At 69.6% G+C, this 15,739-nt stretch carries 22 protein-coding genes; 18 read left to right on the top strand and 4 right to left on the bottom strand.

The features are described 5' to 3' along the window. Positions 1-53: 53 nt before the first annotated feature. On the bottom strand, positions 54-1,097 hold the full coding sequence (gene pyrC / locus N8I71_RS18055; protein ID WP_262879422.1) for a dihydroorotase: 1,044 nt from the start codon (positions 1,095-1,097) through the stop codon (positions 54-56). Positions 1,098-1,258: 161 nt separating this feature from the next. Between pyrC and N8I71_RS18050 the strand changes: the two genes are divergently transcribed. The 9 genes from N8I71_RS18050 to N8I71_RS18010 are packed head-to-tail and all read left to right on the top strand — an operon-like array spanning position 1,259 to position 4,804. Next, positions 1,259-2,074, top strand: coding sequence for an urease accessory protein UreD (locus N8I71_RS18050; RefSeq protein ID WP_262879421.1), 816 nt, complete (start codon positions 1,259-1,261; stop codon positions 2,072-2,074). 21 nt (positions 2,075-2,095) lie between these two features. Beyond that, positions 2,096-2,398: an urease subunit gamma gene (locus tag N8I71_RS18045; protein WP_262879420.1), complete on the top strand. Its 303-nt coding sequence runs from the start codon at positions 2,096-2,098 to the stop codon at positions 2,396-2,398. 15 nt (positions 2,399-2,413) lie between these two features. Further along, positions 2,414-2,695, top strand: a complete 282-nt coding sequence (locus N8I71_RS18040; RefSeq protein ID WP_262879419.1) for a hypothetical protein — start codon at positions 2,414-2,416, stop codon at positions 2,693-2,695. After that, the gene (locus tag N8I71_RS18035; protein ID WP_262879418.1) at positions 2,692-2,997 is read left to right on the top strand and encodes an urease subunit beta; all 306 of its coding nucleotides are present in this window, start codon (positions 2,692-2,694) and stop codon (positions 2,995-2,997) included. The genes N8I71_RS18040 and N8I71_RS18035 overlap by 4 nt, the downstream gene beginning before the upstream one ends. Continuing rightward, positions 2,994-3,311 (top strand): hypothetical protein, encoded by a 318-nt coding sequence (locus N8I71_RS18030; protein ID WP_262879417.1) that lies wholly within the window; start codon positions 2,994-2,996, stop codon positions 3,309-3,311. Before N8I71_RS18035 ends, N8I71_RS18030 begins: the two co-directional genes overlap by 4 nt. Next, positions 3,308-3,670, top strand: a complete 363-nt coding sequence (locus tag N8I71_RS18025) for a lysozyme inhibitor LprI family protein (protein WP_262879416.1) — start codon at positions 3,308-3,310, stop codon at positions 3,668-3,670. Before N8I71_RS18030 ends, N8I71_RS18025 begins: the two co-directional genes overlap by 4 nt. A 59-nt stretch (positions 3,671-3,729) precedes the next feature. Continuing rightward, entirely contained in the window at positions 3,730-3,885 is a 156-nt protein-coding gene (locus N8I71_RS18020; protein ID WP_262879415.1) for a hypothetical protein, read from the top strand. After that, positions 3,885-4,280 (top strand): carboxymuconolactone decarboxylase family protein, encoded by a 396-nt coding sequence (locus N8I71_RS18015; RefSeq protein ID WP_262879414.1) that lies wholly within the window; start codon positions 3,885-3,887, stop codon positions 4,278-4,280. The genes N8I71_RS18020 and N8I71_RS18015 overlap by 1 nt, the downstream gene beginning before the upstream one ends. Then, entirely contained in the window at positions 4,277-4,804 is a 528-nt protein-coding gene (locus N8I71_RS18010) for a GNAT family N-acetyltransferase (RefSeq protein ID WP_262879413.1), read from the top strand. The genes N8I71_RS18015 and N8I71_RS18010 overlap by 4 nt, the downstream gene beginning before the upstream one ends. 63 nt (positions 4,805-4,867) lie before the next feature. Here N8I71_RS18010 and N8I71_RS18005 read toward each other — a convergent pair whose 3' ends face one another. Beyond that, entirely contained in the window at positions 4,868-5,707 is an 840-nt protein-coding gene (locus N8I71_RS18005) for a cytochrome c (protein ID WP_262879412.1), read from the bottom strand. A gap of 251 nt (positions 5,708-5,958) precedes the next feature. Between N8I71_RS18005 and ureC the strand changes: the two genes are divergently transcribed. From ureC to ureG, 6 genes are all read left to right on the top strand, one after another. Beyond that, a complete protein-coding gene (gene ureC / locus N8I71_RS18000) occupies positions 5,959-7,719 on the top strand; it encodes an urease subunit alpha (RefSeq protein ID WP_262879411.1) in 1,761 nt (586 codons plus the stop codon). A gap of 24 nt (positions 7,720-7,743) precedes the next feature. Next, a complete protein-coding gene (locus tag N8I71_RS17995; protein WP_262879410.1) occupies positions 7,744-8,385 on the top strand; it encodes a hypothetical protein in 642 nt (213 codons plus the stop codon). Between the two features lie 168 nt (positions 8,386-8,553). After that, positions 8,554-8,775, top strand: coding sequence for a hypothetical protein (locus N8I71_RS17990; RefSeq protein WP_262879409.1), 222 nt, complete (start codon positions 8,554-8,556; stop codon positions 8,773-8,775). A 42-nt stretch (positions 8,776-8,817) separates the two neighbouring features. After that, the gene (locus N8I71_RS17985) at positions 8,818-9,402 is read left to right on the top strand and encodes an urease accessory protein UreE (RefSeq protein WP_262879408.1); all 585 of its coding nucleotides are present in this window, start codon (positions 8,818-8,820) and stop codon (positions 9,400-9,402) included. 4 nt (positions 9,403-9,406) lie between these two features. Beyond that, positions 9,407-10,057, top strand: a complete 651-nt coding sequence (locus tag N8I71_RS17980; protein WP_262879458.1) for an urease accessory protein UreF — start codon at positions 9,407-9,409, stop codon at positions 10,055-10,057. 13 nt (positions 10,058-10,070) lie between these two features. Then, positions 10,071-10,682 (top strand): urease accessory protein UreG, encoded by a 612-nt coding sequence (gene ureG, locus N8I71_RS17975; RefSeq protein ID WP_262879407.1) that lies wholly within the window; start codon positions 10,071-10,073, stop codon positions 10,680-10,682. A 16-nt stretch (positions 10,683-10,698) separates the two neighbouring features. On the opposite strand, the gene N8I71_RS17970 is transcribed toward ureG, so the two are convergent. Continuing rightward, positions 10,699-11,658, bottom strand: a complete 960-nt coding sequence (locus tag N8I71_RS17970; RefSeq protein WP_262879406.1) for a hypothetical protein — start codon at positions 11,656-11,658, stop codon at positions 10,699-10,701. Between the two features lie 176 nt (positions 11,659-11,834). Here N8I71_RS17970 and N8I71_RS17965 point away from each other — a divergent pair, with 176 nt between their 5' ends. Both N8I71_RS17965 and N8I71_RS17960 read left to right on the top strand, forming a co-directional pair. Further along, entirely contained in the window at positions 11,835-12,758 is a 924-nt protein-coding gene (locus N8I71_RS17965; RefSeq protein ID WP_262879405.1) for an AAA family ATPase, read from the top strand. 88 nt (positions 12,759-12,846) lie between these two features. Next, on the top strand, positions 12,847-13,332 hold the full coding sequence (locus N8I71_RS17960; protein WP_262879404.1) for a peptidase S1: 486 nt from the start codon (positions 12,847-12,849) through the stop codon (positions 13,330-13,332). 78 nt (positions 13,333-13,410) lie between these two features. Here the strand turns inward: N8I71_RS17960 and N8I71_RS17955 are convergent, their stop codons facing one another. After that, complete coding sequence (locus N8I71_RS17955; RefSeq protein ID WP_262879403.1) at positions 13,411-14,244, bottom strand: hypothetical protein; 834 nt, start codon at positions 14,242-14,244, stop codon at positions 13,411-13,413. Between the two features lie 169 nt (positions 14,245-14,413). Between N8I71_RS17955 and N8I71_RS17950 the strand changes: the two genes are divergently transcribed. After that, a complete protein-coding gene (locus N8I71_RS17950) occupies positions 14,414-15,694 on the top strand; it encodes a vWA domain-containing protein (protein ID WP_262879402.1) in 1,281 nt (426 codons plus the stop codon). The last annotated feature ends 45 nt before the right edge of the window (positions 15,695-15,739 follow it).

Raw genomic sequence — 15,739 nt, 5'->3', positions numbered from 1 at the left:
GAGCCCCCCGCCGCGCCGTGCCTCCGGCGGGCGTATTTGGGGAAAGATGAAGGTCAGGCGATCACGTGCCAATGGAGCGGATGACCCGGATCGAAGACGGTGACGGGGCCCGCACCGGTCTCGATCTTCGCGGGAACCGGCACGGGCGTCCCGCGCTTCTCGAGCGTGATCGTCGCCGTGTTGGGGGCGAGCCCGTAGCGCGCGGGGCCGTGCAGCGAGGCGAAGCCTTCCAGCCGGTCGAGGGCGTCCTCCTCCTCGAAGACATGGGCGAGGCAGGACAGCGTGTTGGTGGCCGAGAAGACCCCCGCGCAGCCGCAGGCGGTTTCCTTGGCGGCGTCGACATGGGGTGCGCTGTCGGTGCCGAGGAAGAAACGCGGGTTGCCGGAGGTCGCCGCGCGGCGAAGCGCCAGCTGGTGCGTCGAGCGCTTGGCCACGGGAAGGCAGTAGTAATGCGGCCGGATCCCGCCCACGAGCATGTGGTTGCGGTTGATCATCAGGTGATGCGTGGTGATGGTGCCGGCGATGTCGCCCGGCGCGTCCGCCACGTAGTCGATGCCGTGCGACGTTGTGATGTGTTCGAGCGTCACCTTGAGGTCCGGCAGGTCGCGGCGCAGCGGATCGAGCACCGTTTCGAGGAAGACCTGCTCGCGGTCGAAGATGTCGACCTCGGGCGTCGTCACCTCGCCGTGGATGCAGAGCGGCAGGCCGATCTCGGCCATCGTCTCGAGCACGCCGCGGACGCGCCCGAGGTCGCGCACCCCCGAGGCGGAGTTGGTCGTGGCGCCGGCCGGGTAGAGCTTGACCGCCGTCACGAGGCCGTCGGCATGGGCCGCGCGCACATCGGCGGGGTCCGTCGTCTCGGTCAGGTAGAGCGTCATCAGCGGCGTGAAGTCCATGCCGTCGGGCAGGGCGGCGAGGATGCGGTCGCGGTAGGCGCGGGCATCGTCGCCCGTCACCACGGGCGGGACGAGGTTCGGCATGACGATGGCGCGGGCGAAATGGCGCGCGGTTTCGGGCAGGACGCCCTCCAGCATGGCGCCATCGCGCAGGTGGAGGTGCCAGTCGTCGGGGCGGCGGAGGGTGAGGCGTTGGGTCATGTCCCTCCGCTACACCCATTGGCCCGCAGAGGCCAAGAGGGCGCGAGGCCGCGCGGTGCCTCATTCTTGGGCAGGGCGGGCGGTGCCGGGCTTCGCCGGAGGGCGGGGCGCGCGAGCACGCTTGCCAGCGGCGCGGGGCCGGGCCTAGGCTCGATCCCGACATGTTCGACCTCGCCGCCAGCGATCCCCGCCATCAGCGCGTCCAGGGCCGTGCCGCCGTGCAGTTCTCGCCGGAGGGGCGGCTTTCGCGCCTTGCGCAGGCGGGCGCGGCAAAGGCGATTCTGCCGCGGATGCATGGTCGCGCGCCGGAGATCGTGTTTCTCAATACCGCGGGCGGCCTGACCGGGGGCGACCGGCTGGACTACGCCGTGGAGCTTCAGGGGTGCATGGCGGTCGCCACGACGCAGACGGCGGAACGGGCCTATCGCAGCGCGGGCGGCGCGGCGCGGGTCGAGACGCGCCTGACGCTCGGGCCGGGGGCGCGGCTTCACTGGCTGCCGCAGGAACTGATCCTGTTCGAGGGCGCGGCGCTCGACCGGCGGCTCGAGGTCGAGATGGCCGAGGATGCGACGCTCGTGATGCTGGAGACGATCGTGCTCGGTCGTGCGGCGATGGGCGAGACGCTGAGCCATGTGCACCTCGCCGACCGGCGCCGCGTCACGCGGGGCGGGCGGCCAGTCCTGATCGAGGGCGTGTTTCTCGGCGAGGCAGACCTTGCGCGCGCGGGTCCAGCCGGTCTCGACGGTGCCCGGGCGCAGGCAAGCCTGACGCTGCTGTCGGCCGACGCCGCCGACCGCCTGGCCGCGATCCGCGCCGTCCTTTCCGCCGATGGCCCCGTCCGCGCGGCGGCGTCGGCCTGGGACGGGCGCCTGACCGTCCGCTTTCTCTCGCCGCAGGCCTTTCCGCTCAGGCGTGCCGTCGCCGCCGCGGTCGAGGCGCTCACGCAACTGCCCCTGCCGCGCGTTTGGCAGGTCTGACATCCATGGAAGAATGAAACGATGAACCTCTCCCCCCGAGAAAAGGACAAGCTCCTCGTCAGCCTCGCCGCGATGGTGGCCCGTGGCCGCCTGTCGCGCGGCGTGAAGCTGAACCACCCCGAGGCGATCGCGCTCATCACCGATTTCGTGGTCGAGGGCGCGCGCGACGGCCGCTCCGTGGCCGACCTGATGGAGGCGGGCGCCCACGTGGTGACTGCCGCGCAATGCATGGAGGGCGTGCCCGAGATGATCCACGACGTGCAGGTCGAGGCGACTTTTCCCGATGGAACGAAGCTTGTGACGGTCCATCATCCGATCCGGTAATCAAGGGGTTGTGCGATGATCTTCAGCTTTCTTCTGGGGGTGGCCGCAGGCGCGCTGACGCCTTTTGCCGAGCCTTTCGTGCGGCAGGCCCTGGAAAACGTCGCCCTGTCGAAGATCCCGGTCGCGAAGACGGAGATGGACCTCCTGACGCTTGTGCTGCTTCTTCTGGCGGCGGCGATCCTGAGCGGCGGCGGATCGGCTTTCGCGCTTCTGATCGGCGCGCTGGCGGGTATCTTCGGCAAGCGCATCCTAGCCGCCATCCAGGGCCGTACGATTGAAAAGGAGGACGACGCATGATCCCCGGAGAAATCCTGGCCGCGCCCGGCGAGATCGAATTGAACTCGGGCCGCGACGCGATCACCCTGACGGTGTCGAACACCGGCGACCGCCCGGTTCAGGTCGGCAGCCATTACCATTTCGCCGAAACGAACTCCGCCCTCGACTTCGACCGGGAGGCCGCGCGCGGCCACAGGCTCGACATCGCCGCCGGCACCGCCGTCCGCTTCGAGCCGGGCCAGACCCGCGAGGTACAGCTTGTGCCCTACGGTGGCGACCGCGAGGTCTGGGGCTTCAACAAGGGGGTCATGGGAAAGCTATGAGGTTCGTCACGCCCTTCGATGCCTGGCGCGCGGGGCTGGACCTGGCCCGTCTGGGGATCGAGGCCCAGGGCGTCATCTGGCTTCGCGGACTGGGCGCGGCGGGGGCCTGGAACACGCCCTTCGACGAGGGCTGGCGCGCGATGCGCGAGAAACCGGGCGCCTTTGCCGAGGCGCTGGGGCGCGCGACGGAGGCCGCGATACGCGGACAGGGCGCGGCGCAGGTCGTCTCGGCCGCGGTCGATCCCCTGGCCCGGCATGCACGCGACAACCGCACGCGGCTGGAAGAACGGGGGCGGCGGCGATGGCAGGCGTGAGGGTCATCGCATTCCTCGCCGTCCTCGCCGCGCCGGCGGCGGCGCAGGACTGGGATTGCGCTGGCGACATATCGATGATGCCGCAGCAGCAGATCAACTTCTGCCTCGGGCAGAGATACCTCGGCTGGCAGGACGAGATGGAGCGCGCCTACGCCGCCGTTCTCGCGCGGCTGCCGGAAGAGGACGAGGTGCGGATGCGCGCCGCGCAGCTTGCATGGGTCACCTACCGGGACCTCACCTGCGAGGTCGAGGCCGGCGAGATGCGGGGCGGTTCTGGCGAGGCGATGCTGCGCAACGGCTGCCTTGCGCGCCTGACGGAGCGGCGGGCGCAGGACCTCGCCGCGATGGCGGGTGGCTAGGGGCGGAGGCCTGCGGGGAACCGTCGGGCAACAGGTCGGCAACCGGGAGACTTCGATAGATGAACGATGAGTGCATGATGAACGGCGTGGAGGAGCGGATGCCGTCGCGCCGCGACCGCGTCGGGGGCGCGGCCAAAGGCGCGACGCCGATCGCGGGTGCGCCAATGGTCAGGGGCGGCAGGGGCCGGGCCGTGCCTGTCGTGGCGCCGGTCTGATGGGAACCGTGCGCCTGCTGAGGGATGAAGAACTCTCGCCCGAGGCGGCCGAGGTCTTCGCCGAGATCCGGGCCCTCAGGGGCACCGACTACGTCAACAACTTCTGGCGCGCGATGGCGCATGATCCAGCGGGGCTGCGCGCGCTCTGGGACCGGCTGAAGGTCGTGATGGCGCCGGGCGCGCTCGACCCGGTGGTCAAGGAGATGCTCTACGTCGCGGTCTCGACGGCGAACGGGTGCGAATACTGCATCCACAGCCACACGGCGGCGGCGAAGGGCAAGGGGATGACGCCCGAAATGCACGCCGAACTTCTCGCCGTGGTGGGGATGGCGATGCAGACCAACGGGTTGGTGCAAGGCCTCGGCGTCGAGGTGGACGAGATGTTCAAGGCATGAACGAGGTCGAGATTGCCAAGGTCCGAAACGGGGCCGACATCGAGGCCACGGCCGCCCTCGTCTGGGAGTTTTTCGATTTCCTGAAAGGGCGTTACCCCGAGATGGTCGAGGACATCGACACCTATATCGAGAGGCAGGAGGTCGCGGCACGGCTTGCGGATTTCGCGGCGAACTACAATCCGCCGTACGGCGAATGCCTGCTGGCGCGCCACGCCGGAAGCCCGGTCGGCATGGTGATGGTGCGGCCGCGTCCGGACGGCGACGCCGAGCTGAACCGCATGTATGTGCGCGCCGCCGCGCGTGGCACGGGAACGGGGCGGGCGCTCTGTGCCGGGGCGATCGAGACGGCGCGCGCGCTTGGGTATCCCGCGATCCGGCTCGGTGCGCTCGACCGCCATGTCGAGGCGATCCCGCTCTACGAATCCTTCGGGTTTCGCAGGGTGCCCGACCCGATCGATCCCGATGCCGGGAACAGCCGCGTCATCCTCATGCGGCTCGATCTTTCCGGGCCGCCCTTGGATTGATCGGGGGGCGATGACACACCGCCCCCCATGGTGACCTGACGCGACCCGGACCGCGCCTGGGCCTCAGCCCGCGTCGGGCAGAGCCGGGAGGCTGCGCAGGTAGAGGATGATCGCCGCGAGGTCGTCTTCCGTCATGCCCGCAAGATAGCCGTAGGGCATCGGCGGCAGCATGCGCGAGCCGTCGGGACGCACGCCCTGCGTGATCATCGTCGCGATCTCGGCGTCACTGTAGCCGGCGAGGCCATCCTCGTGGCTGGTCAGGTTCGGCGCGACCGAGGTTCCCCACGGGCCGTGGAACTCGAACCCGCCCCGGCCGAGGTCGGTGCCGACCATCGGCCCCTGCGGCCCCATCGGCGTGTGGCATTCCATGCAATGGGCCACCGGCCCGGCAAGGTAGGCGCCGTATTCGACCGTGACGCCGGCCGCGGGGGCCGCGACGCTCTCGACCGGCGGGCCATAGGCGGGCGGCAGCGGGATGCGGTACTCGGACGTGCCGGGATCGTTCTCGACCGGGGGCACTGTGCGCAGGAACATGACGATGGACATGAGGTCGTCGTCCCCGAGGCCACGATACATCGCGAAGGGCATCGGCGGGCCGATGAGGCTCCCGTCCGGGCGGATGCCTTCCCGGATGGCGCGGGCAAGCTCAGCGTCGGACCAGTCCGCGATTTCGCTGGCCGGCGTGATGTTCGCCGCGACGGCGCGGAACGCCTCGCCGTCCTCCACCACCTGCCCGGCAAGCTCCATTCCCATGACAGGGCCGTCCGGACCCATGGGCGTGTGACAGTTCCCGCATCCCGCGATGCCGCGCACGAGGTATTCGCCCCGTTCGACGCTCGGCTCGGCATGGGCCATGGAAACGACCAGAGAGACCGCAACTGCGGCCGGAACACATACTTTCATGATGTTCTCCCTCCCAGCGGCGCGGTTCAAATGGTTCAGTTGCCGTCCCGCGCCAGAGCATCACGATAGCAGGATTCCGCGTTTCGCGCGCGTCCAATCCCCTTCGGGGCCTGCCCGTTGCGCGCGATCTGCTCAAACTCGTGGCAGTCCCGGGCGCGGAGCGGGGGCGCCGTGTCTTTGTCCTTGGCCTCGACCGGCGCCGCGTCCTAGGCTTTCGCGAACGCCGTCGACGCCGGAGCCGAGAAAGACCCATGCCCACCCGCATTCCCCGCAGCACCTACGCCGACATGTACGGCCCCACCACCGGCGACCGCGTGCGCCTGGCCGACACCGACCTCATCATCGAGGTGGAGCGCGACCTGACCGCGACGCGCGTCGGCGCGGCGATGAACGGCGGGTCCGGGCCGAACGCTGCCGTCTACGGCGAGGAGGTGAAGTTCGGCGGCGGCAAGGTGATCCGCGACGGCATGGGCCAGTCGCAGCGCACGCGCGCCGAAGGGGCGGTGGACACGGTCATCACCAACGCGCTGATCGTCGACCATACCGGCATCTACAAGGCCGACGTGGGCCTGCGCGACGGGCGCATCCACGCCATCGGCAAGGCGGGCAACCCCGATACACAACCGGGCGTCGACATCGTCATCGGCCCGGGGACCGAGGCGATCGCGGGCGAGGGGCGGATCCTGACGGCCGGTGGCTTCGACAGCCACATCCACTTCATCTGCCCGCAGCAGATCGACGACGCGCTGCACTCGGGCCTGACGACGATGCTGGGCGGCGGGACGGGCCCGGCGCATGGCACGCTGGCGACCACCTGCACGCCGGGGCCCTGGCATATCGGGCGGATGCTGCAGGCTGCCGACGCTTTCCCGATGAACCTCGCCTTCGCGGGCAAGGGCAATGCCTCGCGTCCCGACGCGCTGGTCGAACAGATCGAGGCCGGGGCCTGCGCGCTCAAGCTCCACGAGGACTGGGGCACCACCCCCGGCGCCATCGACTGTTGTCTATCCGTCGCCGACGACATGGACATCCAGGTGATGATCCACACCGACACCCTGAACGAGAGCGGCTTCGTCGAGAACACGCTCGCGGCCATCGGCGACCGCTGCATCCATGCCTTCCACACCGAGGGCGCGGGCGGCGGGCACGCGCCCGACATCATGAAGGTCGTGGGTTATCAGAACATCCTGCCGTCCTCGACCAACCCGACGATGCCCTACACCGTGAACACGCTGGAAGAGCATCTGGACATGCTCATGGTCTGCCACCATCTCGACAAGTCGATCCCCGAGGACGTGGCCTTCGCCGAGAGCCGTATCCGCAAGGAGACGATCGCGGCCGAGGATATCCTGCACGACATGGGCGCGTTTTCCGTCATGGCGTCCGACTCTCAGGCCATGGGACGGGTGGGAGAGGTCATCATCCGCACCTGGCAGACCGCCCACAAGATGAAGCTCCAGCGCGGGCGGCTGGCCGAGGAGACGGGCGACAACGACAACGTGCGCGTGAAGCGCTACGTGGCGAAGTACACGATCAACCCGGCCATCGTGCACGGGATCTCCCGGCACATCGGATCGATCGAGGTGGGCAAGCGCGCCGACCTCGTGCTGTGGAACACCGCCTTCTTCGGGGTGAAGCCCGAGATGGTCCTGATCGGCGGCACCATCGCCGTGGCGCAGATGGGCGACCCCAACGCCTCGATCCCGACGCCGCAGCCGGTCTACTCGCGGCCCATGTGGGGCGCCTTCGGGCGGTCGCTCGAACGCTCCTCGGTCACCTTCGTGAGCCAGGCGGCGGAGGCGGCGGGCATCCGGAGCGCTCTGGGCCTGGCGAAGGAGACGCTGGCGGTCGAGGGTATCCGCAAGGTGCGCAAGGCCGACATGATCCACAACAGCGCGACGCCAAAGGTCGAGGTCCATCCCGAGACATACGAGGTCCGCGCCGATGGCGAGCTTCTGACCTGCAAGCCCGCGCACGAGCTGCCGCTGGCGCAGCGCTACTTCATGTACTGACCGAAGGCCGGGGGAGGAAACCGGATGCGACGCATCGTGAGTAGCGGTCTGGGGTTGGTGGTCTTCTTGATCGCCGACGCCGCGCAGGCCCAGTCCGACTGTCCACGCGATCCCTCGGCGCTGGCGTCCGGGGTGACGGTGCGGTTCGACGACATGTCCATCACCTACCGCAGCACAGCGGACGGCAGGCTGCGCGAGACGGAACGCTATCCGGCCGACGACGAGACCTGGGTCTATGTCAGCCTGCCGACCGGCCTGATCTTCGAAAGCTGGATGGAGGGTCCGGGCGGCATGCCGGACGACACCACGCGCGAGAGCTACAGCTATGTATTCATCGGCGGCGGATACCCCGCGCCGATGTCCGGAACGAATGCGATCGGGCGCGAGACAGCCGTTCTTTCCGACGGGAGCACGGAGGAAAACCTCGTCGCCTGGACCTTTGGCTCCGAGCGCGAGGTCATGATCGGCGCCTGTCGATACCGGGCGATACCGATCTACGAGACCCGTGCGTCTGCCGATGCGCCGGCCGCCGAGGCGCCCTCGATAAACCGATACCTGCATCTGAGAGAGCTCGGCTTCTCGATGTTCCTCGGCGGGGATGTGGTGGGGGTCGAGCCTCAGTTGTCCGAGCCCCGCGCCATCGCCCTGGGCGAGGCCGCGCCCTGAGCCTGTGGCGCTGATGCCGCAATGCGGCGAAAGTCCCTGCCCGGACGCGTCCGGGTCCATCGACCGGGGAGGATTCGCTGTTAGGCTCTAGCCTCAGGGGAGGAGCCGCAAGGCCCCGGACATCGCCGCCGCGCGGTGGCTGGTCGCCGCGAAAAAGGTGGTCCACCAATGGCTTCGCCTGCGAACTGCAACTACTCGCCCGCCCTCGGAATCCGCTTCGACGCCTATTTCTGCCTCCTGGGGCAGGGGCTCGGCGCGCGCGACCTTTCTGGGGCCAGGCTGTCCCTTGCCGTGGCGCTCGACCGGTTGCCTGACGCCGCGCTGCGGCAGATGGGGATTGCGCGCGCCGACATCCCCCGTATCGTGTTCCGCGATCTCTTCACGCTCTGACCGTGGCCGGGGACCCGCCCGGCCGCATCCATGGGAGGCACGATGACCGAGACCCTGCGCGCATCGCGCCTGCACCGCGCCGGCGCCTGGACCGGGGCGCCGCTCGACCGGCTGATCCTCGACTACGAGGGCCGGTTCCTGCGCCGCAAGCGCGTGGTCTGTGCCTCGGGGCGCGCCGTCCTCGTCGATCTGCCCGAGACCGTGTCGCTCGACGCGGGCGATGCGCTGGAAACGGAAGAGGGCGGCCTCGTCGCGGTGGAGGCCGCACCGGAGCCTCTGCTCAGGATCACGGGCGATCTGCCCCGGCTGGCCTGGCATATCGGGAACCGCCACACGCCCTGCCAGGTCTTGGAGGGGCATCTGCTGATCCGGGACGACCATGTCCTGTCGGACATGCTGGCCCGCCTCGGCGCAGGGGTGGAGCGAGTGACCGGGCCCTTCACGCCGGAGGGCGGGGCCTATGGCCACGGGCGTACGCACGGGCATTCGCATGGTCCGGGCCACGATCATGGTCACGATCATGACCACGGGCACAGGCACGGGCACGGGCATGGCCACGACCACGGCTACGACCATGACCATGACCATTCCCATCCGCACGGTCACGACCACGGCTCCGGCCATTGAGCAGATGACCGACGCCGCCGATCTCCTGGCCTTGACGCAATGGCTGTCGCCGGCTTTCCCGGTCTCGTCCTACGCCTATTCCCACGGGCTCGAGGCCGAGATCGCGGCCGGCCGGGTGACGGACGGGGCGGGCGTCGCATCCTGGATCGCAACCGTGCTGGAGGTCGGCAGCGGGCGGACGGACGCGATCCTTCTGGCCGCCGCGATGCGGCCTGGCGCCGACCTCGCGGCGCTTTCCGACATGGCGCGGGCGCTGGCGGGGTCCGCCGAACGCTGGGAGGAGACGCGCGCGCAGGGTGCGGCCTTTGCCGGGACGCGGCGCTCCATGGGGGCCGACGCGCCCGACCGGCCCTATCCGGTCGCGGTGGGCGAGGCGGCGCGCGCGTTGCGCGTTCCGTCCGAAACCGTGGCGTCGCTCTACCTTCAGGCGGTCGCGGCCGCGCTCGTCTCGGTCGCCGTGCGGTTCGTGCCGCTCGGACAGGCCGAGGGACAGCGGGTGCTCGCGGGCCTCGCCCCGTCGATCGGCACGGTCGCGCGGGGGGCCGCCGGGCTCGCCCCGGGCGAGGTGGCCGACGCGCTGGGCGGCGCGGCCTTCGGCGCCGACCTTGCCGCGATGGAACATGAAACGCAGGAGGTGCGGCTGTTCCGCACCTGATGGGAGAGGGCGAATGCCAAGCGAAAACGGACCCTTGCGGGTCGGCATCGGCGGGCCGGTCGGGGCGGGAAAAACCACGCTGACCGAAGGGCTGGCGCGCGCGATGTCGCGGAAATACTCCGTCGCGGTTATCACGAACGATATCTACACCGCCGAGGATGCCGAGTATCTGCTGCGCAAGCAGGTCCTTCCCGCCGACCGCATCAAGGGCGTGGAGACCGGCGGTTGCCCGCATACCGCGATCCGCGAGGATGCCTCGATCAACCTCGCCGCCGTGGCCGAGTTCCGGGCCCGCATCCCGGACCTCGACATCATCTTCATCGAGTCGGGCGGCGACAACCTCGCCGCGACCTTCTCGCCGGAACTGGCCGACCTGACGCTTTACGTCATCGACACCGCGGCGGGGCAGGACATTCCGCGCAAGAAGGGGCCGGGGGTCACGCGCTCGGACCTGCTGATCGTCAACAAGGTGGACCTGGCGCCCCACGTGGGCGTCGACTGCGACCTGCTGGAAAGCGACGCGGCGGCGGCGCGGGCGGGGCGCCCCTTCGTGATGGCCAGTCTCAGGACGGGCCAGGGCCTCGACGCGGTGGTGGCCTTCCTCGAGGAGGCCGGCGGGCTCTGACAACGGCGCGCGCGCCTCAGACGGTCTCGGCCTCGGCCCTGCCGTTCAACTCCGCCTCGGCCCGTGTTTCGGCCAGAAGCGCGCGAAGCCTCCGGTCGCCCGTCGCCGCGAGCCCGTCGCGCGCGATCCTCGCGGCGCGGCGCGCATGCCCCTGCACCAGCGCCGCGCGGGACCAGCGGATCATCGTGCCCGGGTTCTCGCGGATCGGCTCCTTCAGGGCGGTACGCACGGCGGCGGCCGTGGGCATCTCGCGTTCCAGCATGCGCAGGAGCGGCGCCGCCGCCTCGCCGTTCAGCAGGATGCGGGCGAAGTCGCGGCCCGCGTAGGGCAGGCCGACCCTCAGCGTGTTCCGCCCCGAAAAGAGTGCGGCCTGCGCCGCCTCGGCCACATCGGTCGGGTCGTAGAGCACGAGCGCGCCGTCTGACTTCGCAAGTCCGCGCGGGCCGTTGCCGACCGGCCCGTGGAAGTCGAGCCTGCGCGCCGCCCGGAAGCGGCGTTCGAACGGGGCCTCGGCCCGGTTCAGCGTCGCCACCGGCGCGGCGGCCAGCACGCGCGCGCCCGGCACCAGCCCGGCGAAGGCACAGGCCGCGAACCCGCAATCGGGTCCTACGCCGTAGAAGATCACGCGATGGTATCCCGCGAGGATTCCGCTGTCCTTCAGGGTACGGAAGAAGCGCAGGAGCGGGGCGCCGCGAAACCAGGTCTCGCCCTCGGCCATGATAGACAGGAGCGACCAGGACCGGCGCCGGACCATGTCGAAGCCCGCGGGCAACCCGTCCGATGTCTCGCGCCAGGCGCGCTCGGCCCGGTCGAAGGCGATCAGCAGGGTCTCGCCTTCCTCGATGAAGAGGCCGAGGTGATGGGCGCCGATTCGGTCGAATAGTCCGTGGTCGGCGCCGATCTGCGCCAGACGGCGCATCCAGGCGTCGCGGTCGAGCCCGTGTTCGGGGCCGGGAGGAGGGGCCTCGGGCGGCATGTGGTGTCGGTATCCTCGGGCAGCTGGCCGGTGCAGAGAGTCGGCCATACCGCATACCCCTGAACAGGGAGTTTTGCAAAGCTGTGGAGCGCTTGCGGCTTTTCGTGGGCCGTCTCGGGGGGTTGACCGCGCGCGGGGCGGCGGCCTTCATTGCGCGGAAGGCAAGGAGGGACGGCATGGCCCCATCGGAGAGCGCCCGGGCGGCACCCGCCGGCATCGGCGACGTGCAGGAGATGCTGCGCGGGCAGGGTTACATCTGCGGGCGCTCGCTTGCCACGGTAGTCTTCCTGTCGCTGCGCCTCGGCCGGCCGCTGTTTCTCGAGGGCGACGCGGGGACCGGCAAGACCGAGATCGCCAAGGCTCTGGCCTCGGGGCTGGGGCGGCGCCTGATCCGGCTCCAGTGCTACGAGGGGCTGGATGCGGCCTCCGCGGTCTACGAGTGGAACTTCGCCGCCCAGATGGTCGCGATCCGCGCCGCCGAGGCCGAGGGCAGCGCCGACAAGGACGTCCTGCGCGCCGAGCTTTTCGGGGCCGATTACCTGATCGAGCGTCCGCTGCTGCAGGCGATGCGCCCCGATCCGGCGGGCGCGCCCGTCCTCCTGATCGACGAACTCGACCGCACGGACGAGCCGTTCGAGGCCTTCCTCCTCGAGGCGCTGAGCGACTTCCAGGTGACGATCCCTGAGCTCGGCACCATCGCCGCGCCCGAGCCGCCCATTGTCGTGCTGACCTCGAACCGCACCCGCGAGGTGCATGACGCGCTCAAGCGGCGCTGCCTCTATCACTGGGTCGATTACCCGGACATCGAGCGCGAGATGGCGATCCTCGCGGCCCGCGTGCCGGAGGCCTCCGAGACGCTGAGCCGGCAGGTCGTGGCCTTCGTGCAGAAGCTGCGCGAGGAGGACCTGTTCAAGCGTCCGGGCGTCGCGGAGACCATCGACTGGGCCAAGTGTCTGCTCGCGCTCGACGTGATCGAACTGTCGCCGGAGGTCATCGCCGACACCCTCGGGGCGATCCTGAAATACCAGGACGACATCCAGAAGCTTCAGGGCTCGGCGGCGCGGCGCATCCTCGACGAGATGGCGGCCGCGGCCGATTGAACAAAAAGGGTCGCAGATTCTCCACAAATCGGGCCAGCGTCGGTCTACACTGATCCCGCGTGCCAAATACTTCAGGAGACGAGACAAGATGAACTTCTTCAAAGGCGCCTTCGTCGCGCTGGGCCTCGCCGTCGCGGCCCTCGCCGCGCCCGCCGCGATGGCCTGCCCCAGCTACAACAACCCCACGGTGTTCGGGTCTGCGAACATCCCCGCGAACTTCATGCCCGATCCCTGGGTCCGCAACGTGACCGCAGGCGGCACCGTCAACCTGCAGAGCTGCGGCTTCAACTGGCCGGGCTACGTCGTGTCGCGTCCCGATTTCCGGTTCCAGTATTCCGGCGTCTCGCCGACCGGCCAGCTGACCATCGCCATCGAGGCGAGGTCGAACGTCGACACCATCCTTCTGGTGAACGCGCCCGACGGAACCTGGCATTACAACGACGACTATCGCGGCACCAACTCCGCGATCACGTTCTACAATCCGCTGCAGGGCCAGTACGACATCTGGACCGGCAGCTATTACCTGTCGTCGAACAACCCCGCCCAGCTCATTGTGACCGAACTGAACTACTGAGGCACGGGTTTTCCCAGCGGACGGCCTCCGGACGCCGCAGCGCCGGAGGCCGTTTCGTTTCCGCGGGCCGTCGCGAGCCTACTGGCCGCAATAGCTCTGAGGCCAGCTGGCCGGAAGCACGCAGATCGCGCGCCAGTTCGACGAATCGTCGTTGCGCGCATAGATCATGGCGCGGCCCCGCTCCGGCGGGCTGTACATGTTGAGCGCGCCGCCGCCCGGCTGGAAGGACTCGATCCCGTAGGCCGAGGCCCGCGCGATGTAGCGCTCGTCGGGCATCAGCGTGACCGAGACCGCCTGCACGTTCCAGATCGGCGAGGTCGGACCCGAGCCGTCGGTCAGCCCGTGGTAGATCACGTAGTTGCCGGGCTCGAAGAACATCCCATTCGTCACCGACAGCGGGAAGACGCCGCCCGGCTGGGCGATGTACTGCCGCTGGTCGTTGGTGATGCGGGTCCAGGGCGAATAGGACGAGGGGCTCGCGCCCGGCTGGTGCGTGGCGCCGCCCGCGCTCGACCCCGCCACGTAACCCGGACCGTTGCCGAAGTTGGAATTGGGGTTCGAGCAATCCGCCGTGTCGGTGCCCCAGGCACAGAGGTTGAGCCCGTTCGGTTCGTCGCAATCGCCGTCATTGGTGTAGGGGCAGGGGTTGTAGAGGCCCGATCCCCCGCCGCCCGTCGTGCTGGCCCCGCCGCCATAACCCGTGCCGTTGCCGAAATTGGAATTCGGGTTCGAGCAGTCCGCGGTGTCGGTGCCCCAGGCGCAGAGGTTGAGCCCGTTCGGCTCGTCGCAGTCGCCGTCGTTGGTGTAGGGGCATGGGTTGTAGAGCTGCGCCGTGGCCGGAGCCGCAGCGAGCGCGGAAAGGCCGCCGATCAGGGCAGCCACGCCCAGTGAAATCTGCCGTCGATATGTCATGAATGCCTCCAGTCAGGCGGGGATCGTGCCGCCCTGACTGAAGGAGCTCTGCGATTGTCTCGTGAAACAATGATTTATATCAATTCTTGCGAACGAAATGGAATAACTCCGGGTCGGGGACTCCCGAAGCGGCTGGCCAAGGGACGGCACCGCGCCTAGTCTCGCGCGCATGGTCGCGCTCGCCCAGCTGGAGCTGCCGGACAATCCGCAGCTCGTCCGCAACATCACCCATTTCGCCCGCGCGCTCCGCAAGGCCGGATTGCCCGCGGGCCCGGGACGCGTGGCCGACGCGATCCGCGCGGTCGAGGCCGCGGGTTTCACCGACCGCGACGACTTCTTCTACACGCTGCGCGCCTGTTTCACCTCGCGGCCCGAGCACCGGGCGGTCTTCGCGCAGGTCTTCCGGCTTTACTGGCGCGATCCGCGGTTCCTCGAACACATGATGTCGCTGATGCTGCCCGCATTGTCGGGCGTGGCCGAGGAACGTCCCGCCGTCGCCGCCGAGAAACGCGCGGCCGAGGCGCTTCTGGACGGACAGACCCGCGACCTGCCGCAGCCGCCGCCGGCCGATGAGGACGCGACCGAGATCGAGATCGACGCAAGCCTGACGATGAGCCGGGAGGAACGGCTCAAGACCCTCGATTTCGAGCAGATGTCCATCGAGGAGATGGCCGAGGCCCGGCGCGTGCTGGCCACCATGTCGCTCGCCGTGCGCCCGATCCCCAGCCGCCGCGCGGCGCCGGCGCTGTCGGGGCGGCGACCCGACTGGCGGCGGACGATGCGCCGGTCGCTCCGCCAGGGGGGCGAACTCACCGGCTTCGAGCTGAAGGCGCCGCGCCCGCGCTGGCCCACGCTCGTGGCGCTTTGCGACATCTCGGGGTCGATGTCCTCCTATTCCCGCGCGGTCCTGCATTTCCTGCACGCGGTCGCGAACCACAAGGGCGCGGGCTGGTCCAGGGTCCATGCCTTCACCTTCGGAACGCGTCTGACCAACATCACCCGGCACCTCGCGCAGCGCGACGTCGATGCCGCGCTTGCCGCCGCCGGGGCCGAGGCGCAGGACTGGGAGGGGGGAACCCGGATCGGCGCCTGCCTCGAGACCTTCAACCGCGACTGGGGGCGGCGGGTGCTGGGGCAGGGGGCGATCGTGCTCCTGATCACGGACGGCCTCGACCGCGACGAGCCCGCGCGCCTTTCGGCTGCGATGGAGCGGCTTCAGCTCTCGTCCCGGCGGCTCATCTGGGTCAATCCGCTGCTGCGCTGGGAGGGGTTTGCGCCGCGCGCGGCGGGCATCCGGGCGATGCTGCCGCATGTCGATTCGTTCCGGGCGGGCCACAACATCGCCGCCCTCGCGGGCCTGGCCGAGGCGGTCAGTCGGCCGGACGACGCCGGCGAGAAGGCGCGGCTGATGCGGTTGCTTGCCGATGGGGAGACGCGCGCGCGGACGTGAGTTGCAAGCGTCGGGGGGGGGCTCTACTGCAGAGTGCCACTTCTG

Origin of the sequence: Roseicyclus sediminis (assembly GCF_025515305.1) — a bacterium.
GTDB classification, from domain to species: Bacteria; Pseudomonadota; Alphaproteobacteria; order Rhodobacterales; family Rhodobacteraceae; genus Roseibacterium; species Roseibacterium sediminis.
Note: the sequence above shows the minus strand (reverse complement) of the source record. Positions and strands in the feature narration are given on the sequence as shown.